The 22,720-nt window shown below is 69.9% G+C and carries 28 protein-coding genes; 22 read left to right on the top strand and 6 right to left on the bottom strand.

Features of this window, described 5'->3' with window-relative positions:
- The first annotated feature begins 78 nt into the window (after positions 1-78).
- The 4 genes from BLU79_RS20150 to BLU79_RS20165 all read left to right on the top strand — a co-directional run bounded on the left by BLU79_RS20150 (position 79) and on the right by BLU79_RS20165 (position 3,377).
- Positions 79-1,047, top strand: a complete 969-nt coding sequence (locus BLU79_RS20150; RefSeq protein WP_371131896.1) for a heme o synthase — start codon at positions 79-81, stop codon at positions 1,045-1,047.
- Positions 1,048-1,136: 89 nt separating this feature from the next.
- The gene (locus BLU79_RS20155; protein ID WP_093907202.1) at positions 1,137-1,427 is read left to right on the top strand and encodes a hypothetical protein; all 291 of its coding nucleotides are present in this window, start codon (positions 1,137-1,139) and stop codon (positions 1,425-1,427) included.
- Positions 1,428-1,511: 84 nt separating this feature from the next.
- Positions 1,512-2,618, top strand: coding sequence for an amidohydrolase family protein (locus BLU79_RS20160; RefSeq protein ID WP_093907203.1), 1,107 nt, complete (start codon positions 1,512-1,514; stop codon positions 2,616-2,618).
- A gap of 18 nt (positions 2,619-2,636) precedes the next feature.
- Positions 2,637-3,377, top strand: a complete 741-nt coding sequence (locus BLU79_RS20165; protein WP_093907204.1) for a nucleotidyltransferase domain-containing protein — start codon at positions 2,637-2,639, stop codon at positions 3,375-3,377.
- Position 3,378: 1 nt separating this feature from the next.
- On the opposite strand, the gene BLU79_RS20170 is transcribed toward BLU79_RS20165, so the two are convergent.
- The 4 genes from BLU79_RS20170 to BLU79_RS20185 all read right to left on the bottom strand — a co-directional run bounded on the left by BLU79_RS20170 (position 3,379) and on the right by BLU79_RS20185 (position 7,010).
- Positions 3,379-4,380, bottom strand: a complete 1,002-nt coding sequence (locus tag BLU79_RS20170; RefSeq protein ID WP_371131897.1) for a COX15/CtaA family protein — start codon at positions 4,378-4,380, stop codon at positions 3,379-3,381.
- A 66-nt stretch (positions 4,381-4,446) separates the two neighbouring features.
- Positions 4,447-5,163: an ABC transporter permease gene (locus BLU79_RS20175; RefSeq protein WP_256333402.1), complete on the bottom strand. Its 717-nt coding sequence runs from the start codon at positions 5,161-5,163 to the stop codon at positions 4,447-4,449.
- Between the two features lie 56 nt (positions 5,164-5,219).
- Positions 5,220-6,143 carry an ABC transporter ATP-binding protein gene (locus BLU79_RS20180; RefSeq protein WP_093907207.1) on the bottom strand — a complete coding sequence of 308 codons (924 nt, stop codon included), beginning with the start codon at positions 6,141-6,143 and terminating at the stop codon, positions 5,220-5,222.
- A 69-nt stretch (positions 6,144-6,212) separates the two neighbouring features.
- Complete coding sequence (locus tag BLU79_RS20185) at positions 6,213-7,010, bottom strand: AAC(3) family N-acetyltransferase (RefSeq protein WP_093907208.1); 798 nt, start codon at positions 7,008-7,010, stop codon at positions 6,213-6,215.
- A gap of 161 nt (positions 7,011-7,171) precedes the next feature.
- Here BLU79_RS20185 and BLU79_RS20190 point away from each other — a divergent pair, with 161 nt between their 5' ends.
- The 8 genes from BLU79_RS20190 (at position 7,172) to BLU79_RS20225 (ending at position 13,744) form a co-directional block, all read left to right on the top strand.
- Positions 7,172-7,924 carry a helix-turn-helix transcriptional regulator gene (locus tag BLU79_RS20190; protein ID WP_093907209.1) on the top strand — a complete coding sequence of 251 codons (753 nt, stop codon included), beginning with the start codon at positions 7,172-7,174 and terminating at the stop codon, positions 7,922-7,924.
- On the top strand, positions 7,921-9,345 hold the full coding sequence (sufB, locus tag BLU79_RS20195; RefSeq protein ID WP_093907210.1) for a Fe-S cluster assembly protein SufB: 1,425 nt from the start codon (positions 7,921-7,923) through the stop codon (positions 9,343-9,345). The genes BLU79_RS20190 and sufB overlap by 4 nt, the downstream gene beginning before the upstream one ends.
- A 62-nt stretch (positions 9,346-9,407) precedes the next feature.
- A complete protein-coding gene (gene sufD / locus BLU79_RS20200; protein WP_093907211.1) occupies positions 9,408-10,589 on the top strand; it encodes a Fe-S cluster assembly protein SufD in 1,182 nt (393 codons plus the stop codon).
- Entirely contained in the window at positions 10,589-10,906 is a 318-nt protein-coding gene (locus BLU79_RS20205; protein ID WP_030948995.1) for a non-heme iron oxygenase ferredoxin subunit, read from the top strand. The genes sufD and BLU79_RS20205 overlap by 1 nt, the downstream gene beginning before the upstream one ends.
- A 7-nt stretch (positions 10,907-10,913) precedes the next feature.
- Complete coding sequence (gene sufC / locus BLU79_RS20210; protein WP_093907212.1) at positions 10,914-11,678, top strand: Fe-S cluster assembly ATPase SufC; 765 nt, start codon at positions 10,914-10,916, stop codon at positions 11,676-11,678.
- Positions 11,675-12,931: a cysteine desulfurase gene (locus tag BLU79_RS20215; protein WP_093907213.1), complete on the top strand. Its 1,257-nt coding sequence runs from the start codon at positions 11,675-11,677 to the stop codon at positions 12,929-12,931. Before sufC ends, BLU79_RS20215 begins: the two co-directional genes overlap by 4 nt.
- 16 nt (positions 12,932-12,947) lie before the next feature.
- Positions 12,948-13,415 carry a Fe-S cluster assembly sulfur transfer protein SufU gene (gene sufU / locus BLU79_RS20220; protein WP_093907214.1) on the top strand — a complete coding sequence of 156 codons (468 nt, stop codon included), beginning with the start codon at positions 12,948-12,950 and terminating at the stop codon, positions 13,413-13,415.
- Entirely contained in the window at positions 13,412-13,744 is a 333-nt protein-coding gene (locus tag BLU79_RS20225; protein WP_028809645.1) for a metal-sulfur cluster assembly factor, read from the top strand. Before sufU ends, BLU79_RS20225 begins: the two co-directional genes overlap by 4 nt.
- A 58-nt stretch (positions 13,745-13,802) precedes the next feature.
- Here BLU79_RS20225 and BLU79_RS20230 read toward each other — a convergent pair whose 3' ends face one another.
- Positions 13,803-14,633 carry an AbfB domain-containing protein gene (locus BLU79_RS20230; RefSeq protein WP_093907215.1) on the bottom strand — a complete coding sequence of 277 codons (831 nt, stop codon included), beginning with the start codon at positions 14,631-14,633 and terminating at the stop codon, positions 13,803-13,805.
- A 250-nt stretch (positions 14,634-14,883) separates the two neighbouring features.
- Here BLU79_RS20230 and BLU79_RS20235 point away from each other — a divergent pair, with 250 nt between their 5' ends.
- From BLU79_RS20235 to BLU79_RS20270, 8 genes are all read left to right on the top strand, one after another.
- Entirely contained in the window at positions 14,884-15,726 is an 843-nt protein-coding gene (locus BLU79_RS20235; RefSeq protein WP_093907216.1) for an endo alpha-1,4 polygalactosaminidase, read from the top strand.
- Positions 15,727-15,788: 62 nt separating this feature from the next.
- Positions 15,789-16,109, top strand: a complete 321-nt coding sequence (locus BLU79_RS20240; RefSeq protein WP_093907217.1) for a DMT family transporter — start codon at positions 15,789-15,791, stop codon at positions 16,107-16,109.
- Positions 16,109-16,645 (top strand): TetR/AcrR family transcriptional regulator, encoded by a 537-nt coding sequence (locus BLU79_RS20245; protein WP_093907218.1) that lies wholly within the window; start codon positions 16,109-16,111, stop codon positions 16,643-16,645. The genes BLU79_RS20240 and BLU79_RS20245 overlap by 1 nt, the downstream gene beginning before the upstream one ends.
- Positions 16,646-16,729: 84 nt before the next feature.
- Positions 16,730-17,719 (top strand): 2,3,4,5-tetrahydropyridine-2,6-dicarboxylate N-succinyltransferase, encoded by a 990-nt coding sequence (dapD, locus tag BLU79_RS20250; protein WP_093907219.1) that lies wholly within the window; start codon positions 16,730-16,732, stop codon positions 17,717-17,719.
- Positions 17,720-17,977: 258 nt separating this feature from the next.
- Positions 17,978-18,424, top strand: a complete 447-nt coding sequence (locus BLU79_RS20255) for a DUF7144 family membrane protein (RefSeq protein ID WP_371131898.1) — start codon at positions 17,978-17,980, stop codon at positions 18,422-18,424.
- Between the two features lie 134 nt (positions 18,425-18,558).
- Entirely contained in the window at positions 18,559-18,798 is a 240-nt protein-coding gene (locus tag BLU79_RS20260) for a hypothetical protein (RefSeq protein ID WP_093907220.1), read from the top strand.
- A gap of 177 nt (positions 18,799-18,975) precedes the next feature.
- Entirely contained in the window at positions 18,976-19,533 is a 558-nt protein-coding gene (locus BLU79_RS20265; protein WP_093907221.1) for a SigE family RNA polymerase sigma factor, read from the top strand.
- On the top strand, positions 19,530-20,747 hold the full coding sequence (locus BLU79_RS20270; RefSeq protein WP_093907222.1) for a hypothetical protein: 1,218 nt from the start codon (positions 19,530-19,532) through the stop codon (positions 20,745-20,747). Before BLU79_RS20265 ends, BLU79_RS20270 begins: the two co-directional genes overlap by 4 nt.
- On the opposite strand, the gene dapA is transcribed toward BLU79_RS20270, so the two are convergent.
- Entirely contained in the window at positions 20,748-21,650 is a 903-nt protein-coding gene (gene dapA, locus BLU79_RS20275) for a 4-hydroxy-tetrahydrodipicolinate synthase (protein ID WP_177001094.1), read from the bottom strand.
- A gap of 160 nt (positions 21,651-21,810) precedes the next feature.
- Between dapA and BLU79_RS49135 the strand changes: the two genes are divergently transcribed.
- Entirely contained in the window at positions 21,811-21,939 is a 129-nt protein-coding gene (locus BLU79_RS49135) for a hypothetical protein (protein ID WP_256333391.1), read from the top strand.
- Entirely contained in the window at positions 21,936-22,631 is a 696-nt protein-coding gene (locus BLU79_RS20280) for a hypothetical protein (protein ID WP_093907224.1), read from the top strand. Before BLU79_RS49135 ends, BLU79_RS20280 begins: the two co-directional genes overlap by 4 nt.
- The last annotated feature ends 89 nt before the right edge of the window (positions 22,632-22,720 follow it).

Genomic DNA, 22,720 nt, shown 5'->3' on the forward strand with positions numbered 1-22,720 from the left:
TCCGGGTCTGGGCAACGTCTACAGTGGCGTGGTACGCGCGAGCCTTTACCGGTACTTCACACGGGGAGGCTTGCTGGGATGTCTCTGTCAGGGGTGTGCGTGACGGCCGTTGAATCCCGTCCAGCGGGGATTATCGGGACGAGCCAGAGCCCGAGCCGGCGGCCGATCGGGGCCCGGGTCAAGGCGTTCGTGGCGTTGACCAAGCCGCGGATCATCGAGCTGCTGCTGATCACCACCGTTCCGGTGATGTTCCTGGCCGAGCAGGGTGTGCCGGACCTCGGTCTGGTGCTGCTCACCTGCGTCGGCGGCTACCTCTCCGCCGGTGGCGCCAACGCGCTGAACATGTACATCGACCGCGACATCGACGCGCTCATGGACCGCACGTCGCAGCGCCCGCTGGTCACCGGGATGGTCAGCCCGCGCGAGTGCCTGGCCTTCGGCATCACGCTGGCGGTCGTCTCGACGCTGCTGTTCGGCCTCACCGTCAATTGGCTGAGCGCCTGGCTCTCCCTCGGAGCGCTCCTCTTCTACGTCGTCGTCTACACGATGATCCTCAAGCGGCGTACCTCGCAGAACATCGTGTGGGGCGGCATCGCGGGCTGTATGCCGGTGCTGATCGGCTGGACGGCCGTCACGAACTCCCTCGCCTGGGCGCCGCTCATCCTCTTCATGGTGATCTTCTTCTGGACGCCGCCGCACTATTGGCCGCTGTCCATGAAGGTGAAGGAGGACTACGCGCGCGTGGGCGTGCCGATGCTCCCGGTCATGGCCTCCAACAAGGTCGTCGCCAAGCAGATCGTCATCTACAGCTGGGTGATGGTCGCGGTCTCGCTCCTGCTCACGCCGCTCGGCTACACGGGCTGGTTCTACACCACGGTCGCCCTCGGCGCGGGCGGCTGGTGGCTGTGGGAGGCGCACGCGCTGCAGAACCGCGCGAAGGCGGAGGTGACGGGCGTGAAGCTGAAGGAGATGCGCCTGTTCCACTGGTCGATCACCTATGTGTCGCTGCTGTTCGTGGCGGTGGCGGTGGACCCCTTCCTGAGGTAGGGGACCCCTTCCTGAGGCAGGGGTGCTGAGGCACGGGTCACGCACCCCGCCCGTCGCCATTCGATCTACTCGTCGGTAGCATCCTGGTCATGGCAGACAAGGTGGCCAAGCTGGCCAAGCAGATCAACACCTTCGCGAAGTCCCATGGCGGCGCCGAGGCCCAGGTCGCATACATCGGACAGCGCGGCGCCCGAATCGTGCTCGTCGGGGACGACGGCGGCTGGGGCGACCTGGTGGCACCGTCGTACGAGATCGCCGAGCAGGCGGTGGAGAAGGCCGGGGTCACGCGCCACGAGGCGTTCGACGGCGAGTTCGCGGCAAAGGTCACGACGGGCCCGTACGAGTGGAAGCGGATGGCCGGCATCCAGATCGGCGGCTGAACAGCCCACCCCTTTCGCAACACCAAGTCACCGGTTCACCCGTTAGGACGTGTAGCAAGCGCAGTCCACCGACGGGGAGCCCGGATGTTCGACACGCCATCCCTCGTGGACCAGTACTGCCACGGCGTACTGCGCACGGAACTGGGCCTCGGCACCTTCGAGGCCCAGTTGGCCCGCACAGAAGGTCCACCGGCCCCCGGCACCACGCTCTTCGACACCCAGACCGGCTTCGCCGTACGCCGCTGGTGCCCCCCACTGCTCGGCCTCGAACCGCACTGCCCACCCGCCCGCTACCTGGCCAGGCGCCGTGAACTCGGCGTCATGGAGGCGGGCCGGCGTCTTCTGCGCGGCAGTGGCATCACGACGTATCTGATCGACACCGGCTTGCCCGGCGACCTCACCGGCCCCACCGAGCTGGCCTCCGCCGCCTCCGCCGAGACCCATGAGATCGTGCGCCTCGAACTGCTCGCGGAACAGGTCGCCGACACCTCCGGCACCGTCGAGTCCTTCCTCGCCAACCTCGCCGAATCGGTGCACGGCGCGGCGGCGAGCGCCGTGGCCTTCACCTCCGTCGCCGGAGTACGGCACGGACTCGCGCTCGCGCCCGAGCCGCCGGGGCCGGGAGAGGTACGGGGCGCGGCGGGCCGCTGGCTGGCGGGTCGCAGGGTGGGCGGGGAGCTGACCGACCCGGTGCTGCTACGGCACCTGCTGTGGATCGCGGTGGCGTCGGGACTGCCGCTCCAACTGCACGCGGGGCTGGGGGAGCCCGGCGTACGCATCGACCGCACGGACCCGGCGCTGCTCACCGACTTCGTCCGCGCCACGGCGGGCCTCGGCACCGATCTGGTCCTGTTGCACGGCTACCCGTACCACCGGCACGCCGCCCACCTGGCCGGTGTCTTCCCCCATGTCTACGCCGACTCCGGAGCCGCCCTCATCCGCACGGGCGCCCGCGCGGCCACGATCCTCGCCGAGATCCTGGAGTTGGCCCCCTTCGGCAAGATCCTCTTCTCCAGCGGGGCACAGGGCCTGCCCGAACTGCACGTGGTGGGCGCGGGACTCTTCCGCGAGGCCCTCGGCAGGGTGCTCGGCGGCTGGGTCGCCGAGGGGGCGTGGTCGCTGGCGGACGCGCAGCGGGTGGCGGCGATGGTGGCGGCGGGGAACGCGAAACGGGTGTACGGGCTGGGGTGAGCCGTACAGACTGGGCGGATGCCGACCGCCGCCTTACTCGACCGGTTTCTCACGGAGCTCGCCCCTCTCGCTCCCGTCGCCGTGTGGGCGCACGGCTCGCTCGCCGGGGGCGACTACCAGGAGGGGCGCAGCGACCTCGACCTGATCGCCGTACTGGACGGCCCGCTCACGCCCCGTACCGTCTGGCGGCTGGCGAAGCTCCACGCCCGGCTGCGGGCCGAGCCGCTCGCCGTGCAGCTGCACTGCACCTACCTGACGCCCGACACGGCGGACGACCCCGGCCGGCGCCATCTCACCTGGGCGCACGAGGAGTTGTTCAAACGGCCGGTGACCCCGGTGACCCGACGCGAGTTGCACTCCTTCGGACGGGTGCTGCACGGGAAGGCGCCCGGCGGCCTGCTGCCGCCGGTTTCGGACCGGGAGCTCGGCGACTTCGTCGTGCGCGACCAGCGGGACTTCTGGCGGCCGGCCGTCGACAACGCGCACCTGTGGACGCGGGACGTCTGGGTCGACCTGGGGCTGATCACCTTCGCCCGGGCAGGCATCACCCTGCGCGACGGCCGCCTGATCTCCAAGCGCGAGGCCCTGGACCTGCTGCCCGGTCTCGGGGTGTCCGCAGAGGTGGTCGAGGACATCCGCCGACGCCGCTACGGCGACGCCGACGCGCCGCCGGGCGAGGAGTGGGCGGCGCGCAGGGCCGGGCTGACGCGGGCCTACCTGAGGTCGGCGATCGACGAGCTGGTGACGGCGTACGGCTGACTCACGCGCGCGTGCCGACCGTCGCCTCGGTCGCCGGAGCCGGGATGCCGATCTCGTCGAGCGGCCGTTCCCGCAGGGACAGCAGCACCCGCAGTACCGCGATCCAGGTCACGGCCGAGCCGAACATGTGCAGGCCGACCAGGATCTCCGGCAGGTCCGTGAAGTACTGGACGTAGCCGATGACACCCTGGGCGAGGAGGATCAGGAACAGGTCGCGGGTGCGGTTCAGGGGGTTCTTCGGGGCGTCGACCGCCTTGAGGACGAACCACAGGGCGAATGTCAGCGTGACCACGATCCAGGCCAGCACGGCGTGCAGCTTGGTGACGGTCTCCCAGTCGACCGGCATCCGCTCGACCTCGCTGGAGTCGCCCGCGTGCGGGCCCGCGCCGGTGACCACCGTGCCGACCAGGATCAGCAGCACCGAGGCCCCGACCAGGACCCACACCAGCTGCTGCACCGCCTTGCCGATCAGGGGACGCGGCACCCCGTCACCCTCCCGGGTGCGCTGCCACATCACCGTCGCGACCGCGATGAGCGCGGACGTCGCCACGAAGTGGGCCGCGACCGTGTACGGGTTGAGACCGACCAGGACGACGATGCCGCCGAGCACCGCGTTGCTCATGACGATCCAGAACTGCGCCCAGCCCAGGCGGGTCAGACCGCGCCGGTACGGCTTCGTGGAGCGGGCCGCGATGATCGCCCAGCCGACGGCGGCGCACAGCACGTAGGTGAGCATGCGGTTGCCGAACTCGATGGCGCCGTGCAGGCCCATCTCGCTGGTGGCGGTGAGCGAGTCGTCGGTGCACTTGGGCCAGGTCGGGCAGCCGAGCCCGGAACCGGTGAGGCGGACCGCACCGCCGGTGACCACGATGAGCACCGACATCACGAGCGCGGCGAGGGCCGCCCGTTGGACCGTCCTCGGGGTGGGGGTCCAGCGTGCGGCGATGAAGGCGAGGGGGTTGCGCACGGCCGCTACGGCGTCGGCGCGGGTCAGCTTTGGCACGCGCCCTATCGTAGGCGGCCGCTTGTGCACGCTTTCACGAGGGTCCGCACCGGGGCTCCGGCTGCCCTACTCCCAGCGGAAGAACTTCCCCGCCGCCGCCAGCCCCACGACCGCCCACACGGCCAGAATTCCCAGGTCGCCCCACGGCATCCCGGCCCCGTGCTGGAGCACGTCCCGCAGTCCGTCGGAGAGCGCCGAGATGGGCAGCAGGCCGAGGACGTCCTGGGCGGCGTCCGGGAACTTGTCCAGCGGCACGATCACCCCGCCGCCCACGAGCAGCAGCAGGAAGACCAGGTTGGCCGCGGCCAGGGTGGCCTCGGCCTTGAGCGTGCCCGCCATCAGCAGGCCGAGCCCGGAGAAGGCCGCCGTGCCGAGGACGAGGAGGAGCAGCACGGCCAGGGGGCTGCCCTGCGGCGACCAGCCCAGCGCGAAGGCGATCACCGTCAGCAAGGCGATCTGCAGGATCTCGGTGACCAGCACCGACGCCGTCTTCGCCGTCATCAGGCCCCAGCGGGGCAGCGGTGAGGAGGCCAGCCGCTTCAGCACGCCGTAGCGGCGCTCGAAGCCCGTGGCGATGGCCTGCCCCGTGAACGCCGTCGACATCACGGCGAGCGCGAGGATGCCGGGGGCGAGGAAGTCGACGGCCTTGCCGGCGCCCGTGTCGACGATGTCCACCGAGCCGAACAGGACCAGCAGCAGGGTGGGGATCACGACGGTCAGGAGCAACTGCTCGCCGTTCCGGAGCAGCATCTTCGTCTCGAGAGCCGCCTGGGCCGCGATCATGCGGAGGAGAGGGGCGGCGCCCGGCTTGGGGGTGTACACACCCGTATCGACGGTCGTCACGAGCGCAGCTCCTTGCCGGTCAGCTCCAAGAAAACGTCCTCCAGGGTGTGCCGCTCCACCGAGATCTTCTCCGGCATCACCCCGTGCTGCGCACACCACGACGTCACCGTCGCGAGCAGCTGTGGGTCGACCTTGCCGCCGACCCGGTACGAGCCCGGCGTCAGCTCCGCGGCCGTGCAGTCGGCGGGCAGGGCCTTCAGCAGGGACCCGACGTCGAGGCCGGGGCGGCCGGTGAAGCGCAGGGTGTTCTCGGCGCCGCCGCGGCACAGCTCCTCGGGGGAGCCCTGGGCGATGACCCGGCCCGCGTCGATGATGGCGACATCGTCGGCGAGCTGCTCGGCCTCGTCCATGTAGTGGGTCGTGAGGATCACGGAGACGCCGTCGGTGCGCAGGTCCCGGATCAGGTCCCAGGTGGCCCGGCGGGCCTGCGGGTCGAGCCCGGCCGTCGGCTCGTCCAGGAACACCAGCTCAGGGCGGCCGACCACGGCCATGGCGAGCGCGAGCCGCTGCTGCTGGCCGCCGGAGAGGCGGCGGTAGGTGGTCCGGCCGCAGCTGCCCAGCCCGAGCCGCTCGATGAGGCCGTCGACGTCCAGGGGATGCGCGTGCAGCTTGGCGACATGGCGCAGCATCTCGTCGGCCCGCGCGCCCGAGTAGACGCCGCCGGACTGCAGCATCACGCCGATGCGCGGCCGCAGCTCGCCGGACTGCCGTATCGGGTCGAGGCCCAGGACGCGCACCGTGCCGGAGTCCGGCTTCCGGTATCCCTCGCAGGTCTCGACCGTCGTCGTCTTGCCCGCGCCGTTGGGTCCGAGCACGGCGGTCACACCTGCCCGGGCCACCAGGTCGAGGCCGTTCACCGCGGTCTTCGTGCCGTACCGCTTCACCAGGGCCTGGACCTGGACCACGGGCTCAGTTCGCATGGCTCCAGAGTCTAGGTAGGCCCTCGGTCCCCCGAACGGCCGGGTTCGCATCTGTTCATGGGTGAGGGTTCAGATCTCCTCCTCGCGGGACCGGTGCACGGCCAGCCACCGCTGCGCGTACGCCACCGCGTCGGCCAGCGCAAACAGCCGTGCGTCGGCCGCGCCCACCTTGCCGCGGACGACGGGACGGTCCCGCTCGAAGTCGTGGCCGAGCTCGTCGAACCGGTCCGAGGTGATCGACACCTCGGTGACCACCTCCCAGCCCGTGGGCCCCGGCCGCCCCACCTTCACCAGCGGCGACGGGATCCGGTACTCGGCGAGGTGGAAGCTGGTGCACGTGTCGTAGCCGGCGCCGAGCAGCAGCACGCGCGCGTGGAGTGCCTCCAGCCGGGCGAGCGGGCTGCGCTCGCCGAGGCGGCAGTCGGGGGCGTGCCCCTCGGTTATGTGCGCCGCGCGCGGACCGAGGGCGGCGAAGGAGGTCTGCGGATGCGCACTGCGCCGGGCATCCGGCCAGGTCCGTACGGTCTCCGGGATCACGCCGACCCCGCGCGTGGGCGTGACGAGGGGGTCGTACGCGGGCATGGTCGCCCGGATCGTGTCCCACCACTCCTCGGGCACCGGTGGATTGCTCCAGACCGCCGGATCCGAGAGGTCGCCGGTCTGGGTGGGAACCACGAGCGTCCCGTCGGGGCCGAGGGCGTCGAGCAGTCCCTGGACGACCGCGACGGCTCCTCCGCAGACCCAGCCGAGGGCGCTGAGCGAGGAGTGCACGAGGAGGGTTTCACCGGTTTGGACGCCTAGCTCGCGCAGTTGTGCGGCGAGGGTGTCCCAAGTGACAAGAGGGCCGGTCGGAGGGGGTGTGGGCATGGTTCGGGAGTGTCCCGGAGGGGGCCGGGCGATGCCACCGAATTGATCGATCAAAGATCGTTTCCGCAGGTCAGATTAGGTATACCTAAGTGACGCAGGGCACCGTCGAGGGGCCCGGACGTGGCTTGCCTGGCCTTGAGGAATTACGCAACAATGGCGTTGTGAAAAACGTCGGCGAGGCCAGGGAGACCCGCATGGGAACCCCTCAGGAGGAGCTCGCGACCGGAGAGCGCTCGACGCGCAACCGGGTCGCGCGGTCCATCCTGGACCACGGGCCGTCGACCGTCGCCGAGCTGGCCGGCCGGCTGGGACTGACCCAGGCCGCCGTACGCAGGCATCTGGACGCGCTGGCCGCGGACGATGTCGTGGAGGCTCGCGAGCAGCGCGTGTACGGCACGCGCACGCGTGGCCGTCCCGCCAAGGTCTTCGCGCTCACCGACTGCGGCCGCGACGCCTTCGATCAGTCGTACGACATGCTCGCCGTGGACGCCCTGAAGTGGATCGCCGAGCGCGGGGGCGGGAGCGAGGCGGTCGCCGCCTTCGCCCGAGCCCGGATCGCCGCCCAGGCGAGCGCCTACCGCAAGGCGATCGAGGCCGTCAGCCCGGATGAGCGCACCGAAGCCCTGGCCAAGGCCCTGAGCGCAGACGGGTACGCTGCAACGGCGCGCAGCGCACCCCTCCCCCAAAAAGGCGAGCAGCTCTGCCAGCACCACTGCCCGGTCGCCCATGTCGCGGAGCAGTTCCCGCAGCTGTGCGAGGCGGAGACGGAGATCTTCGCCGAGCTGCTCGGAACGCACGTCCAGCGACTGGCGACGATCGCGCACGGCGACGGCGTCTGCACGACGTTCATCCCGAAGATTTCCCACACCACCCATAACGCACCTGCAAGCACGGCCGGGAGGAACCCCGCATGACTCTCCCCATCGAGGAGACTGCCCACCCTGAGCTCGAGGGTCTGGGCAAGTACGAATACGGCTGGGCGGACTCCGACGAGGCCGGCGCCTCTGCCAAGCGCGGTCTGAGCGAGGACGTCGTCCGTGACATCTCCGCGAAGAAGAGCGAGCCGGACTGGATGACCAAGCTCCGCCTCAAGGGTCTGCGGCTGTTCGACAAGAAGCCCATGCCGAACTGGGGCTCGGACCTCTCGGGCATCGACTTCGACAACATCAAGTACTTCGTGCGTTCCACGGAGAAGCAGGCGGAGTCCTGGGAGGACCTGCCCGAGGACATCAAGAACACCTACGACAAGCTGGGCATCCCGGAGGCGGAGAAGCAGCGCCTCGTCGCCGGTGTCGCCGCCCAGTACGAGTCCGAGGTCGTCTACCACCAGATCCGCGAGGACCTGGAGGAGCAGGGCGTCATCTTCCTGGACACCGACACGGCTCTGAAGGAGCACCCGGAGCTCTTCAAGGAGTACTTCGGCACCGTCATCCCGGTCGGTGACAACAAGTTCGCGTCGCTGAACACCGCCGTGTGGTCGGGCGGCTCCTTCATCTACGTGCCGAAGGGCGTGCACGTCGAGATCCCGCTCCAGGCCTACTTCCGCATCAACACGGAGAACATGGGCCAGTTCGAGCGGACCCTGATCATCGTCGACGAGGGTGCCTACGTGCACTACGTCGAGGGTTGTACGGCCCCGATCTACAAGTCGGACTCGCTGCACTCCGCGGTCGTCGAGATCATCGTCAAGAAGAACGCCCGCTGCCGCTACACGACCATCCAGAACTGGTCGAACAACGTCTACAACCTGGTCACCAAGCGCGCCGTCGCCTACGAGGGCGCGACCATGGAGTGGATCGACGGCAACATCGGCTCCAAGGTGACGATGAAGTACCCGGCCGTCTACCTGATGGGCGAGCACGCCAAGGGCGAGACCCTGTCCATCGCCTTCGCGGGCGAGGGGCAGCACCAGGACGCCGGCTCCAAGATGGTCCACATGGCGCCGAACACCTCCTCCAACATCGTGTCGAAGTCCGTGGCGCGTGGTGGCGGCCGTACCTCGTACCGCGGTCTGGTCGAGATCGGCGAGGGCGCCCACGGCTCGAAGTCCAACGTGCTGTGCGACGCGCTGCTCGTCGACACCATCTCCCGCTCCGACACGTACCCCTACGTGGACGTCCGCGAGGACGACGTGTCCATGGGCCACGAGGCGACCGTCTCCAAGGTCTCCGAGGACCAGCTCTTCTACCTGATGAGCCGTGGTCTGAGCGAGTTCGAGGCGATGGCGATGATCGTGCGCGGCTTCGTCGAGCCGATCGCCAAGGAGCTGCCCATGGAGTACGCCCTTGAGCTCAACCGGCTGATCGAGCTGCAGATGGAAGGCGCGGTCGGTTAAGACCGGTCCTTCGGTAAGCAGCTAGCGAAATCTGACGTAGGAAAGAGAGCAGACCGACAGCCATGGCTGAGGCTCAGAACATCCCCGTGGGCTCCACCACCGCGGGCCAGATCGCGGTGGCCGCCGAGTCGACCGTCGCCACGCGCATGAGCGCGCCCCCGTCCTTCGACGTGGCGGACTTCCCGGTGCCGCACGGCCGCGAGGAGGAGTGGCGGTTCACCCCGCTGGAGCGCCTGCGCGGGCTGCACGACGGCACCGCCGTGGCGACCGGCGACGGCCTCCAGGTCACCGTCGAGGCCCCCGAGGGCGTCACCGTCGAGACCGTCGGCCGCGACGACGCGCGCCTCGGCAAGGCGGGCACGCCCGTGGACCGCGTCGCCGCCCAGGCCTACTCGGCGTTCGAGAAGGCCGGTGTCGTCACCGTCCCCAAGGAGACGGTCCTCACCGAGCCGATCCGGATCGCCGTGCACGGCGAGGGCGGGGTCGCCTACGGCCACCAGGTCGTGGAGCTCGGAGCCTTCGCCGAGGCCGTCGTCGTCATCGACCACACCGGTGACGCGGTGCTCGCCGCCAACGTCGACTACATCCTGGGCGACGGCGCCAAGCTCACCGTCGTCTCCGTCCAGGACTGGGACGACAAGGCCGTGCACGTGGGCCAGCACAACGCGCTGATCGGCCGGGACGCCACCTTCAAGTCGTTCGTGGTCACGTTCGGCGGCGACCTCGTACGCCTCCACCCGCGCGTCGCCTACGCCGGCACCGGTGGCGAGGCCGAGCTGTTCGGCCTCTACTTCACCGACGCGGGCCAGCACCAGGAGCACCGCCTCCTGGTCGACCACAACACCCCGCACTGCAAGTCCAACGTGGCCTACAAGGGCGCGCTCCAGGGCGACAACGCCCACGCGGTGTGGATCGGCGACGTCCTCATCGAGGCCAAGGCCGAGGGCACGGACACCTACGAGATGAACCGCAACCTGGTTCTGACCGACGGCGCCCGTGTCGACTCCGTGCCGAACCTGGAGATCGAGACCGGCGAGATCGTCGGCGCCGGCCACGCCTCGGCGACCGGCCGCTTCGACGACGAGCAGCTCTTCTACCTGATGGCCCGCGGCATCCCGGCCGACGAGGCCCGTCGCCTGGTCGTGCGCGGCTTCTTCGCCGAGCTGGTCCAGCAGATCGGCGTCGACGACATCGAAGAGCGCCTCCTCGTGAAGATCGACGAGGAGCTGGAGGCCACGGTCTGATGGCTTTCGTACGCGCCTGTGGGCTGAGCGAGCTGGAGGAGGACACCCCGAAGCGGGTGGAACTCGACGGCACGCCGGTCTCGGTCGTGCAGACCGAGGGGGAGGTGTTCGCCATCCACGACATCTGCTCGCACGCGAACGTCTCGCTCTCCGAGGGCGAGGTGGAGGACTGCCAGATCGAGTGCTGGCTGCACGGCTCCGCGTTCGACCTCCGCACCGGCAAGCCGTCCGGCCTACCCGCGACGCGCCCCGTCCCCGTTTACCCCGTAAAGATCGAAGGGGACGACGTTCTCGTCTCCCTCACCCAGGAGTCCTGAGGCACCCATGGCAACGCTTGAAATCCGAGACCTGCACGTCACCGTCGAGGCCGACAACGCCACGAAGGAGATCCTCAAGGGCGTCGACCTCACCGTGAAGCAGGGCGAGACGCACGCCATCATGGGCCCCAACGGCTCGGGCAAGTCGACCCTCGCCTACTCCCTCGCGGGTCACCCGAAGTACACGATCACCGGCGGCACCGTCACCCTCGACGGCGAGGACGTCCTGGAGATGTCCGTCGACGAGCGCGCCCGCGCCGGCCTGTTCCTGGCGATGCAGTACCCGGTCGAGGTCCCCGGCGTCTCGGTCTCCAACTTCCTGCGCACCTCCGCCACCGCGATCCGCGGCGAGGCCCCCAAGCTGCGCACCTGGGTGAAGGAGGTCAAGGAGGCCATGGAGCGCCTCAACATGGACCCGTCCTTCGCCGAGCGCAACGTCAACGAGGGCTTCTCCGGCGGTGAGAAGAAGCGCCACGAGATCCTTCAGCTGGAGCTGCTCAAGCCGAAGGTCGCCATCCTCGACGAGACCGACTCCGGCCTGGACGTCGACGCCCTGCGCGTCGTCTCCGAGGGCGTGAACCGGGTCCGCGAGACCGGCGAGGTCGGCACGCTGCTGATCACCCACTACACGCGCATCCTGCGCTACATCAAGCCCGACTACGTCCACGTCTTCTCCGCCGGCCGCATCGTCGAGTCCGGCGGCGCCGAGCTCGCCGACAAGCTGGAGAACGAGGGCTACGAGGCATACACGAAGGGTGGCGCATCCGCGTGACACAGCTGCCGGGCCTCCTCGACACCGAGGCGCTCCGCAAGGACTTCCCGATCCTGGACCGCGTCGTCCACGACGGCAAGAAGCTCGTGTACCTGGACAACGCGGCGACCTCGCAGACGCCGCGCCAGGTGCTCGACGTGCTCTCCGAGTACTACGAGCAGCACAACGCCAACGTCCACCGTGGCGTGCACGTCCTCGCCGAGGAGGCCACGGCGCTGTACGAGGGCGCGCGCGACAAGGTCGCGGAGTTCATCAACGCGCCTTCGCGTGACGAGGTGATCTTCACGAAGAACGCCTCCGAGTCGCTCAACCTCGTGGCGAACATGCTCGGCTGGGCCGACGAGCCCTACCGGGTGGACCACGAGACCGAGATCGTCATCACGGAGATGGAGCACCACTCCAACATCGTGCCGTGGCAGCTGCTCGCGCAGCGCACGGGCGCGAAGCTGAAGTGGTTCGGTCTCACCGACGACGGCCGCCTCGACCTGTCCAACATCGACGAGATCATCACCGAGAAGACGAAGATCGTCTCCTTCGTGCTGGTGTCGAACATCCTGGGCACGATCAACCCGGTCGAGGCGATAGTGCGCCGCGCGCAGGAAGTCGGCGCGCTGGTCTGCATCGACGCCTCGCAGGCCGCGCCGCACATGCCGATGGACGTGCAGTCCCTCCAGGCCGACTTCGTGGCCTTCACCGGCCACAAGATGTGCGGCCCGACCGGCATCGGCGTCCTCTGGGGCCGCCAGGAGCTGCTGGAGGACCTGCCTCCGTTCCTCGGCGGCGGCGAGATGATCGAGACGGTGTCGATGCACTCGTCGACGTACGCTCCCGCCCCGCACAAGTTCGAGGCGGGCACGCCCCCGATCTCCCAGGCGATCGGTCTGGGCGCGGCGATCGACTACCTCAACTCGATCGGCATGGACAAGATCCTCGCCCATGAGCACGCGCTCACCGAGTACGCGGTGAAGCGCCTGGCGGAGGTCCCCGACCTGCGGATCATCGGCCCGACCACGGCCGAGGACCGCGGCGCCGCGATCTCCTTCACGCTCGGCGACATCCACCCGCACGATGTGGGCCAGGTCCTCGACGAGCAGGGCATCGCGGTCCGGGTGGGCCACCACTGCGCCCGCCCCGTGTGCCTGCGGTACGGAATTCCTGCGACCACGCGAGCGTCGTTCTATCTGTACTCCACGCCGGCCGAGATCGATGCTCTGGTGGACGGCCTGGAGCACGTCCGGAACTTCTTCGGCTGACGGGACGAGCGATCGCATGAAGCTGGATTCGATGTACCAGGAAGTCATCCTGGACCACTACAAGCACCCGCACGGGCGGGGCTTGCGGGATGGCGACGCCGAGGTGCACCACGTGAACCCGACGTGCGGCGACGAGATCACCCTCCGTGTGAAGTACGACGGCACGACGATCGAGGACGTCTCGTACGAGGGCCAGGGCTGTTCCATCAGCCAGGCGAGCGCGTCCGTACTGAACGACCTCCTCGTCGGCAAGGACCTCTCCGACGCGCAGAAGATCCAGGAGACCTTCCTGGAGCTGATGCAGTCCAAGGGGAAGATCGAGCCCGACGACGCGATGGAGGAGGTGCTGGAGGACGCGGTCGCGTTCGCCGGCGTCTCCAAGTACCCGGCCCGGGTCAAGTGCGCCCTCCTCAGCTGGATGGCGTGGAAGGACGCGACGGCCCAGGCCCTGGGCGGAGCCGACGCCGAAAGGAAGACGGCATGAGCGAGACCGTTGAGATGAAGCCGGCCTCGGAGGAAGAGGTCCGTGAGGCGCTGTACGACGTCGTCGACCCCGAGCTGGGTATCGACGTCGTCAACCTCGGTCTGATCTACGGGATCCACATCGACGACGCGAACATCGCGACGCTCGACATGACCCTGACCTCGGCGGCCTGCCCCCTGACGGACGTCATCGAGGACCAGGCCAAGTCCGCCACGGACGGCCTCGTCAGCGAGCTGCGCATCAACTGGGTCTGGATGCCGCCGTGGGGCCCGGACAAGATCACGGACGACGGCCGCGAGCAGCTTCGGGCGCTCGGGTTCAACGTCTGAGATCACCTGAGCACACGAAAAGCGGCGGCACCCGGCAGGGGCCGCCGCTTTCGTGTGCTCAGGCCAGTCCGCCGACCAGCCGGAACGCCGAGTCGGCCTGGTACTGGGAGCCGTACTCGAAGCGTTCGAGGCGGATCACGAAGTTGCGGTGGCGCAGGAAGTAGCCCGGGTAGTTCACCGACTCCAGCATGGCGGCGCCGGAGTGGAACGAGGAGCCGCGGGAACAGAAGGTGGCGTCTTGGGCGAAGAGGGCCGAGCCGTCGTTGCGTTCGGCGCGCAGGACGAAGTTGCGGTGGCGCAGGTACGTGCCGTCGTGCGTGGCGAAGGAGGAACAGGAGCTGTTCGCCAGGCCCTTGACCTGCTTGAAGGTCGAGTCCTCGCGGGACTCCGAGCCGCGGACCGGGTCCAGCTTCACGTAGCCGTCGCTCACATGCCAGTAACGGTCCGGGTAGTTGACCGAACGGACGGATCGCCAGGTGGTGGCCGGGGGCTTCGGAGCGGCCGTCGGTGAACTGCCCTCGTGGGACGGCGACTTGGACGGCTTCGGCGCGGGTTTCGGTGTGCCGGCGTGCTGTTGGCCGGGCGCCCTGGTCCCCGGGCGCACTGTCGACAGGCCGCTCTTGCCCTTCGGGGGAGTCGTCCCCGACGGGGTGGCGAAGGAGATCAGGCCGGGGGCCGAAGTGTCCTCGGCAGAGGGCGACGCCGAGGACGACCGGTCGTCAGATGCCCTTTCCGATACGGCGATCGCGGTGGCACAGGCGACGATCGTCGCCACCGCCATCCCGCCCGCCAGCCACAGACGGCGCGTCCCCGGTGCCCGGGAGGTGTCCGGGGCCCAGCCGTTCTCCCAAGGTTGGTCCTGGGGCGGCCGGGACTTGTTTTCTGGCATGCGCTGTTCCCCCCAGCGGCGTCATGGGGCGACGACCGCGGCTGCGAAGGCCCGGTATGTGAACGGTGAACAACAGTAGTGGAACCAGTGGTCCCGGAGCAGCCCTTTGGAAACAGCCGTATCCACATCAACGGGCCGGCGCCCTGTGAAGGTCGGGGCTCTGCACGGCACTTCGCCGGCGGGGTGCGCGGAGCAGGGCATCATGGCCGGGCAGCACCGAAGATCACGCACCGTCAGGAGCCCTCGGATCATGGTCCACCGCGTCCCTCAATCCCTCCGCCGAACCCTCATGGCCACGGCGCTGTGCGGTGTGCTCGCCGTGGCCGCGGGCGGATGTACGACGTCGTCCGAGAGCGAGGGGGACGACCCCCAGGGGGTGGAACTGCCCGAGCCGGGGGTCGCCTTCGACTACCAGATCGGCGGGTCCTACCCGCCGCCCGCCGGTGTGCGCGCCGTCTCCCGCGACCGCACCGCCGAACCGGCGCCGGGCGTGTACAGCATCTGCTACGTCAACGCCTTCCAGGCCCAGCCGGATGCCGAGGGCTGGTGGGAGGACCGCCATCCCGACCTGCTGCTCCGTGACGCCGACGGCACGCCCGTCGTCGACCAGGACTGGGACGAGGCGCTCTTGGACATCTCGACGGACGCCAAGCGCGAACGGCTCGCCGGGATCGTGGGGAAGTGGATCGACTCCTGCGCCGAGTCCGGATTCCAGGCGGTCGAGGCCGACAACCTCGACTCCAACGAGCGGTCCGAGGGGCTCCTGACCGCCGACGACAACCTGGCCTTCGGCGAGCTGCTCGCCACGCGGGCGCACGCCGCCGGTCTGGCGATCGGCCAGAAGAACGCCGCCGACCTGGCCCAGCAGGGACGCCGCCTCGGCTTCGACTTCGCGGTCGCCGAGGAGTGCGGACAGTACGACGAGTGCGGCGCCTACGCGGACGCCTATGACGACCGGGTCTTCGTCATCGAGTACCGCGCGGACGGCCTCAAGGCGGCCTGCGCCGACTGGGGCGACCGGCTGTCGGTGGTCCTGCGCGACCTGGACGTCGCACCGGCGGGGGAGGGCGGATACCGCCGCCGCACCTGCTGAACCGAACCGGCCCGGCGCCGCTTTGTGTACGGTCGTACGCAACGTTGTGTACGCTTGTACACATGGGATACCTGCTGCTCGCCGGAGCCATAGCGGCCGAGGTGGCCGCCACAACCGCCATGAAGTACAGCGACGGCTTCAGCCGGATGTGGCCGTCGCTGCTGACCGCTCTCGGATACGTCGTCTCCTTCGCCTTGCTGGCCCAGACGCTGAGGACCGTCGCCGTGGGCACGGCCTACGCGATCTGGGCCGGGGTCGGCACCGCGGCGATCGCCACCATCGGGATCCTGTTCCTGGGGGAGGGCATGACGGTCGCCAAGGCCGCGGGCATCGCGCTGATCATCGTCGGCGTGGTGGTGCTCAACCTGGGAGGCGCGCACTGATGGCCCGGCGCTACGACCCCGAGCGACGTCAGCGGATCATCGACGCGGCGATCCGGGTCGTAGGGGAGAAGGGCATCGCGGGGCTGAGCCACCGCGCCGTCGCCGCCGAGGCGGACGTGCCGCTCGGCTCCACGACGTACCACTTCAAGACCCTCGACGATCTGCTGGTCGCCGCCCTGCGCCAGGCCAACGAGGGCTTCGCCAAGGTGGTCGTCTCGCGCGGCGGCCTTGAGGACCCGGAGACCGACCTGGCCACCGAGCTCGCGGGCTTGATGGGCGAGTGGCTCGCCGGGGACCGCACGGGCGTGGAGTTGGAGTGCGAGCTCTACCTCGCCGCCCTGCGCCGCCCCGCCCTGCGCCCCGTCGCCGACGAGTGGGCGCGCGATCTCGCCGACCGGCTCTCCCGCCGTACGGACGCGGTCACGGCGCGGGCGCTGGTGGCGTTGCTGGACGGGATCTGTCTTCAGGTGCTGCTCACGGAGGCGCCGTACGACGAGGAGTACGCGCGCGACGTGCTGCGCCGCGTGATTCCGTGACGGGAAGGCCGCCGACGGCCCGCACCCTGAGACGCCCCCGCCACCGGTTGGCCCGCGCGGCCCCCCGCCGGTTAGGTTGCCCTCATGACCGACACGACTGCTCCCCGCACCACCGGCGCCGTGGCCGCCGGCCTCGCCACGATCGCCGCCGACGGCACCGTTCTCGACACCTGGTTCCCCGCGCCCGAGCTCGTCGCCGAGCCTGGCCCCTCCGGCAGCGAGCGGCTGTCCGCCGACCGCGCCGTGGAGCTGCTCGGCGAAGGCGCCGCCAAGGCGATCGGTCCGGACGCCCGCCGGGGCGTCGAGGTCGTCGCGGTCCGCACGGTCATCGCCTCGATCGACGACAAGCCGATCGACGCCCACGACGTCTACCTGCGCCTGCACCTGCTCTCCCACCGCCTGGTCCAGCCGCACGGCCTGAGCCTGGAGGGCCAGTTCGGCTTCCTCGCCAACGTCGCCTGGACCTCCCTCGGCCCGGTCGCCGTCGACGACGTCGAGAAGGTCCGGCTGAACGCCCGCGCCGAGGGTCTGCACCTCCAGGTGACCTCGATCGACAAGTTCCCGCGCATGACCGACTACGTCGCCCCGAAGGGCGTCCGCATCGCTGACGCCGACCGGGTCCGCCTGGGCGCCCACCTCGCCGCGGGCACCACCGTCATGCACGAAGGCTTCGTCAACTTCAACGCCGGCACTCTCGGCACCTCCATGGTCGAGGGCCGTATCTCTGCGGGCGTCGTCGTCGGCGACGGCTCCGACATCGGCGGCGGCGCATCCACGATGGGCACGCTGTCCGGCGGCGGCAACGTGATCATCACCATCGGCGAGCGTTGCCTGGTCGGCGCCGAGGCGGGCGTCGGCATCGCGCTCGGCGACGAGTGCGTCGTCGAGGCCGGCCTGTACGTCACCGCGGGCACCCGCGTCACCATGCCCGACGGCCAGATCGTCAAGGCCCGCGAGCTCTCCGGCGCCTCCAACATCCTCTTCCGCCGCAACTCGGTCACCGGCACCGTCGAGGCCCGCCCGAACAACGCGGTCTGGGGCGGCCTGAACGACATCCTGCACAGCCACAACTGATCATGGGCGGCCGGGACCTGCGGCTGCCTGGTCGATCAACGTCCTGACCTGACGCCGATCTACTGATCGGCCTTTCCGCTGACCGGCGGGACACACGAAGCCCACGGCTCTGACCAGCTCAGATGCCGTGGGCTTCGGTTGTTGGTGGCCGGCGTCGGAATGCCGAGGCAGTGGCGTCGTGCCACGCTGAAATCAGGGGGGCGAGTCAGCCCAGGATGCTCGGCTGACCGAATGGCTCCGCGACCCGAGGAGGCCGACATGGCCCGTGAGGCCCCCCAACCCACATCGGTCAACGCCGGCCCGCACCCCTGGCATGGGCCCACGTCCGGTACCACCGTCTTCGCGGCAGTGCTGATGATCTTCGGTGGAGCAATGGCGATACTCGAGGGGATCGCGGCCCTTGCCAAGGACGACCTTTTCGTCGCGACACGTCACTACGTGTTCGAGTTCAGCCTGACGGGCTGGGGCTGGGTCCACCTCATTCTGGGAATCCTTCTCGTCTTTGCAGGGTGCGCCGTGCTCAACGGAGCGCTGTGGGGGCGCTTCTTCGGCGTGTTCGTGGCCGGGCTGGGCGCGCTCGCCAACTTCCTGTGGGTGCCGTACTACCCCCTGTGGGCCCTGACGCTGGTCGCCGTCAACATCTTCATCGTCTGGGCGCTGTGCACGGGTATGCACAGAGAGGCCGACGACGGCCAGAGGGCCTGACCACGCCGTCAGTCCCACGGCACCGCGCTCACGTACGGGTTACTCGTCGTGACCTCCGGGCGGTCCAGGCAGATGAACGGGTGGACGCAGTTTCCGATCACCTGCCGAACCGACGAAACGAGGGCCGAAGGCTGATGACGGGTCGAGTGAACACGAGCGAGCGGACCAGGACCGTGCTGCGCCTGGTGGTCGGGGTGCTGGCCGCGGGGGCGGCGTGCTGGCTGCCGGCCGGGGCCGCGCACGCCGACGAGACCAACACGGGCTCGCACAACGGCCCCCGCATCGGGCTGGTCAACGTGGGGCAGGTCGACGACCCGATGGAAGATGTGCTGGAGCACTTCCTGCTCTTCGGTGACGGGTACAAGTGGGGCTGATCGCGCACAGCGCGCTGTGAGCCGGGCCGGGGCCCGTACCGCACAAAGGGGCGGTACGGGCCCCGCCGTATGCGCGGATTTCTTTTCTGTGCGTCGGCATAGCGGCAGCACGCCGCACGCGTCACAAGGGGTAGGAGAGGCGGGCACCGGGTCCGCCCGGGGGAAGAGAAGGTGACGATGGATGCCCAAGCGCAGGAGAGCTTCAGGGAGTTCGTGGCGAACCGGTCGTCCACGCTGCTGAAGACGGCGGTGCTGCTGACCGGCGGCGATCGGCACGCCGCGGAGGACCTCCTGCAGAACGCGCTGATCAAGGCGGCCGGCCGCTGGCGCCGCATCGACGAGCCGGAGGCCTACGTGCGCCAGATCCTGTACCGGCAGCAGATCAGCCGCTGGCGGCTGAAGTGGCCCGGCCGCGAGCTGACCGTCGCCGAGCCGCCCGAGACCGGCGCGGACCCGGACGCCGCCCCCGCCGCCGAGCTACGGCTGCTGATGCGCGGCGCGCTGGCCCGGCTGACCGACCGGCAGCGCACCGTGCTGGTGCTGCGCTACTTCGAGGACCTGCCGGAGGCCGACGTGGCCCGCATCCTCGGCTGCTCTGTCGGCACCGTACGGTCCACCACCCACCGCTCGCTCGCCCGGCTGCGCGCCCTCGCGCCCGAGTTGGCCGCCCTGGGCCCGGCCGACGCCGAGACTCGGCCGTCCCGTGACTTCTCGCCCGTGGAGGTGCGTCCGTGAACGTCGAGGAACTCGTACGGGACTCCCTGCGGGAGCTGGCCGGCGAACAGACGTCGGCGAGGCCCGGGTTCGCCGACCGGGTGCTGGCGGTCCGCCGTCGCCGACGGGCCCGTCGGCTCGCCTCCGTCGCCGCGGCCACCGTCGCCGTGGTCGGTGTCGCGGTGGCGGTGCCGCTGCTGGACTCCGGGAAGAACGACGTGCGGCCCGCGGACGTCGTACAGAAGAGCGACGTCACGGCGCATCCGGACCAGTCGCCGCCGCGCGAGCTGATCTCCGCCGGGAGCACGGTGCTGGCCGCGTACTACGTACCCAAGGTCGTCAAGCACTCCGACGACTCGGCCGAACGCGTTCGCGACTACTGGCTGCCGGACCACAAGACGGGCCGGTACGTGAAGACCACCAAGTGGTCCTACGTCGCCGTCGCCCCGGGCCTTAAGATCGCCGCCGTGCTGGAGCGGAACCTGCCCACCTCGCGGATCGGCCTGCTCGATCTGGACACCGGCAAGATCGACCGGTGGATCCTGGTCGACCACAAGGTCGCCGGAGTCTCGTTCTCGCGCGACGGACTCAAGCTGGTCGCGACGACCTACGGCGAGAACCCCGACGAGCTGATCAAGATGGAGGGGTCCGACGGCTGGGACCAGAAGCAGCCGTCGAGCCGCACCGGCTTCTACGTCCTCGACGTGGTCTCCGGCAAGGGCTCCTGGAGCGAGGTGAAGCTCGACAACGACTCCAACGACCCCATGGGCGGCTTCCTCAACGCCCGCCAGGACTTCGCGCTCAGCCCCGACGGCAGGCACGTCTGGGCCGGGAACCCCATGGGCGACATCGGCAAGCAGTTCTACGACCTCACGGGCGCCGAGGTCGCCGTACCGGAGGACCAGAAGTACCTGGACTGGTTCGTCGACGCGGGGCAGTCGCCCAGCGGCAAGTTCGTCGCCGGTTCCTTCGCGGGCAAGAAGTGGAAGACGTCCTCCTGGGTCTTCGACGCCCGCACCGGCAAGAAGACCGAGGTGCGCGGGCAGCAGCTGCTCGCCTGGGTCGGCGACACGAAGCTGATCGCCTGGGACATGGCGCCGAACGGCAAGAACGAGTTCCACCAACGGCTCGTGCTGGTCACCCTCGGCAGCGACAAGACCGTCCCCCTCAGCGGCTTCCGCATGGGCAATGACGGGGACGCCGGGCGCTGGGAGCCCGTCTTCGCCGAGCGCTGATCAGTCGGTGACGAACTCCTCGTACGCCGCCAGCAGCCCGTCGACCGCATCCCGGTCGGCGGGCCGCAGCGGGGCGCGGACCGGGCCCGCGGGCAGGCCGAGCTCATTGAGCAGCGCCTTCGCGGTGACCGTGCCGGGCAGGCCCGCCGCCATCATCAACTCGATGAGCGGCGTGGCACGTTGTTGGAGGCGGGCGGACACGGGGGTGTCGCCCGCCTCGAACGCGTCGAGGACCGCGCGGAGCCGGTCCGGTACGACGTTCGCGACCGTGCTGATGTAGCCGGCGCCGCCCACCGCGTACAGCGCGAGATTGTGCTCGTCGCAGCCCGCGTAGTAAGCCAACCCGGTGCGCCCGATGACCTTTTGGGCGCCGAGGAAGTCGTAGGAACAGTCCTTGACCGCGACGATCCGGGGGTGCTCGGCGAGCCGGATCAGCGTCTCCGGCTCGATACGGGTGCCGGTGCGGCCCGGGATGTCGTACAGCGCGACCGGCAGTCCCGACGCGTCCGCGACGGTCCGGAAGTGCTCCTCCAGCGCGTCCTGCGGAGGCCTGCTGTAGTACGGGCTGACCACCAACACGCCGTCCGCGCCCGCCTTTTCGGCCTCCAGCGCGAGCTCCACCGTGTGCCGTGTGTCGAAGGTGCCGATCCCGGTCACGATCGACGCCCGGTCGCCCACCGCCTCCCGCACCGCCGCGACGAGGGTCGCCTTCTCGGCATCGCTCGTGGTCGGTGACTCGCCCGTCGTACCGGAGAGCACCAGGCCGTCGCAGCCCTGGGAGACCAGACGGTCGGCGAGCCGCTGGGCCCCGTCGAGATCGAGCCCGCCGTCCGCGGAGAAGGGAGTGATCATCGCGCACAGGGCGCGGCCGAACGGCGGGGCGCCGGAAGCGGGTGTCGTCATGGAACGAGTCTCGGCAGACCGACAGTGAAGCTCCACTTAATTCTGCTACGAGGTATGCGTAAGCATTGCTGCGACGAGGTCCGCCGGGCCCTCTGCCCAATTCGCCCGCCATGGGCCACCATGGCCAGGACGGTCACCGCCATCGGCCCATGGAGGCGTCATGAAGCTCGGAAAGGCACTGGCCACCGGAGTCGCGGAGGAGCAGCCGCAGGCCCACGACGAAGAGCTCGAACTCCCCGACGCGGCCGAGGAACTGAAGGCCCCCGAAGAGGTCCCGGCCGCCCGATGAGGCTGCGGCTTCCGGAGGAACGCCCGACGGAGCCGCCGACCGGATACAAGATCGCCCACCCGATGCTGTCCCAGGACGGCACCCGGGCCGGGTTCACCGGTGTGTCGCTGGGCGGCGCGCTGCCGTACGGAGTCCTGGCCGACGCGTCCTGCGTCTACGGCCTGCGACACCGTGCGCCGAGCCGCCGCTGCGACTGCGGCTTCCACTGCGTGCACGACCGTACGACGGCCGAGGCGCTGCTGTGCACGGCCGAGCACCGGGCTGCCGTCCTGCTCGAAGTCACCGTGCTGGGCCGGTACATCCGCTTCGAGCGCGGCTTCCGCTACGCCCGTCAGCGGGTGCGCACCGCCACGGTCGGAGCGTGCGCCTGCGGTACGGTCGCCGCCGCCCTGGCGGACGCAGGCTGGGGCCGCTCCGGCTGGCGGGCGCTCGCCCCCTCCTGCGCGGGCTGCCTGCATGGCCGTACGTCCGTCTCGCTCGCGGGGTTCGCCCGGCTGGCGGGGGAGCGGCTGCGGGTGGTGGCCGGCCGGGGGGCGTCCGTGGCGATGGCCGGCCTCGGTCCGGCCGACGATCTCGGGGTCCCCGAACTCGCCGCAGAGGCCGCGCTGTTGCAGGCCCGCCTCGACTGGTTCCAGGCCCAGCTTGCCCGGCTGGGCGAGCGCGGGCCGGGCGAAGGCGGACGGCGGGGATAGCGGGGGCCGGTCCGGGTACCCGGTGTTTCGAACCGGGAGCAGGCGTGCGCCTGACCGGGGAGCGAACGAGAACAGGCGAGAACACCCGA

This window comes from Streptomyces sp. cf386, assembly GCF_900103585.1.
GTDB lineage: Bacteria > Actinomycetota > Actinomycetes > Streptomycetales > Streptomycetaceae > Streptomyces.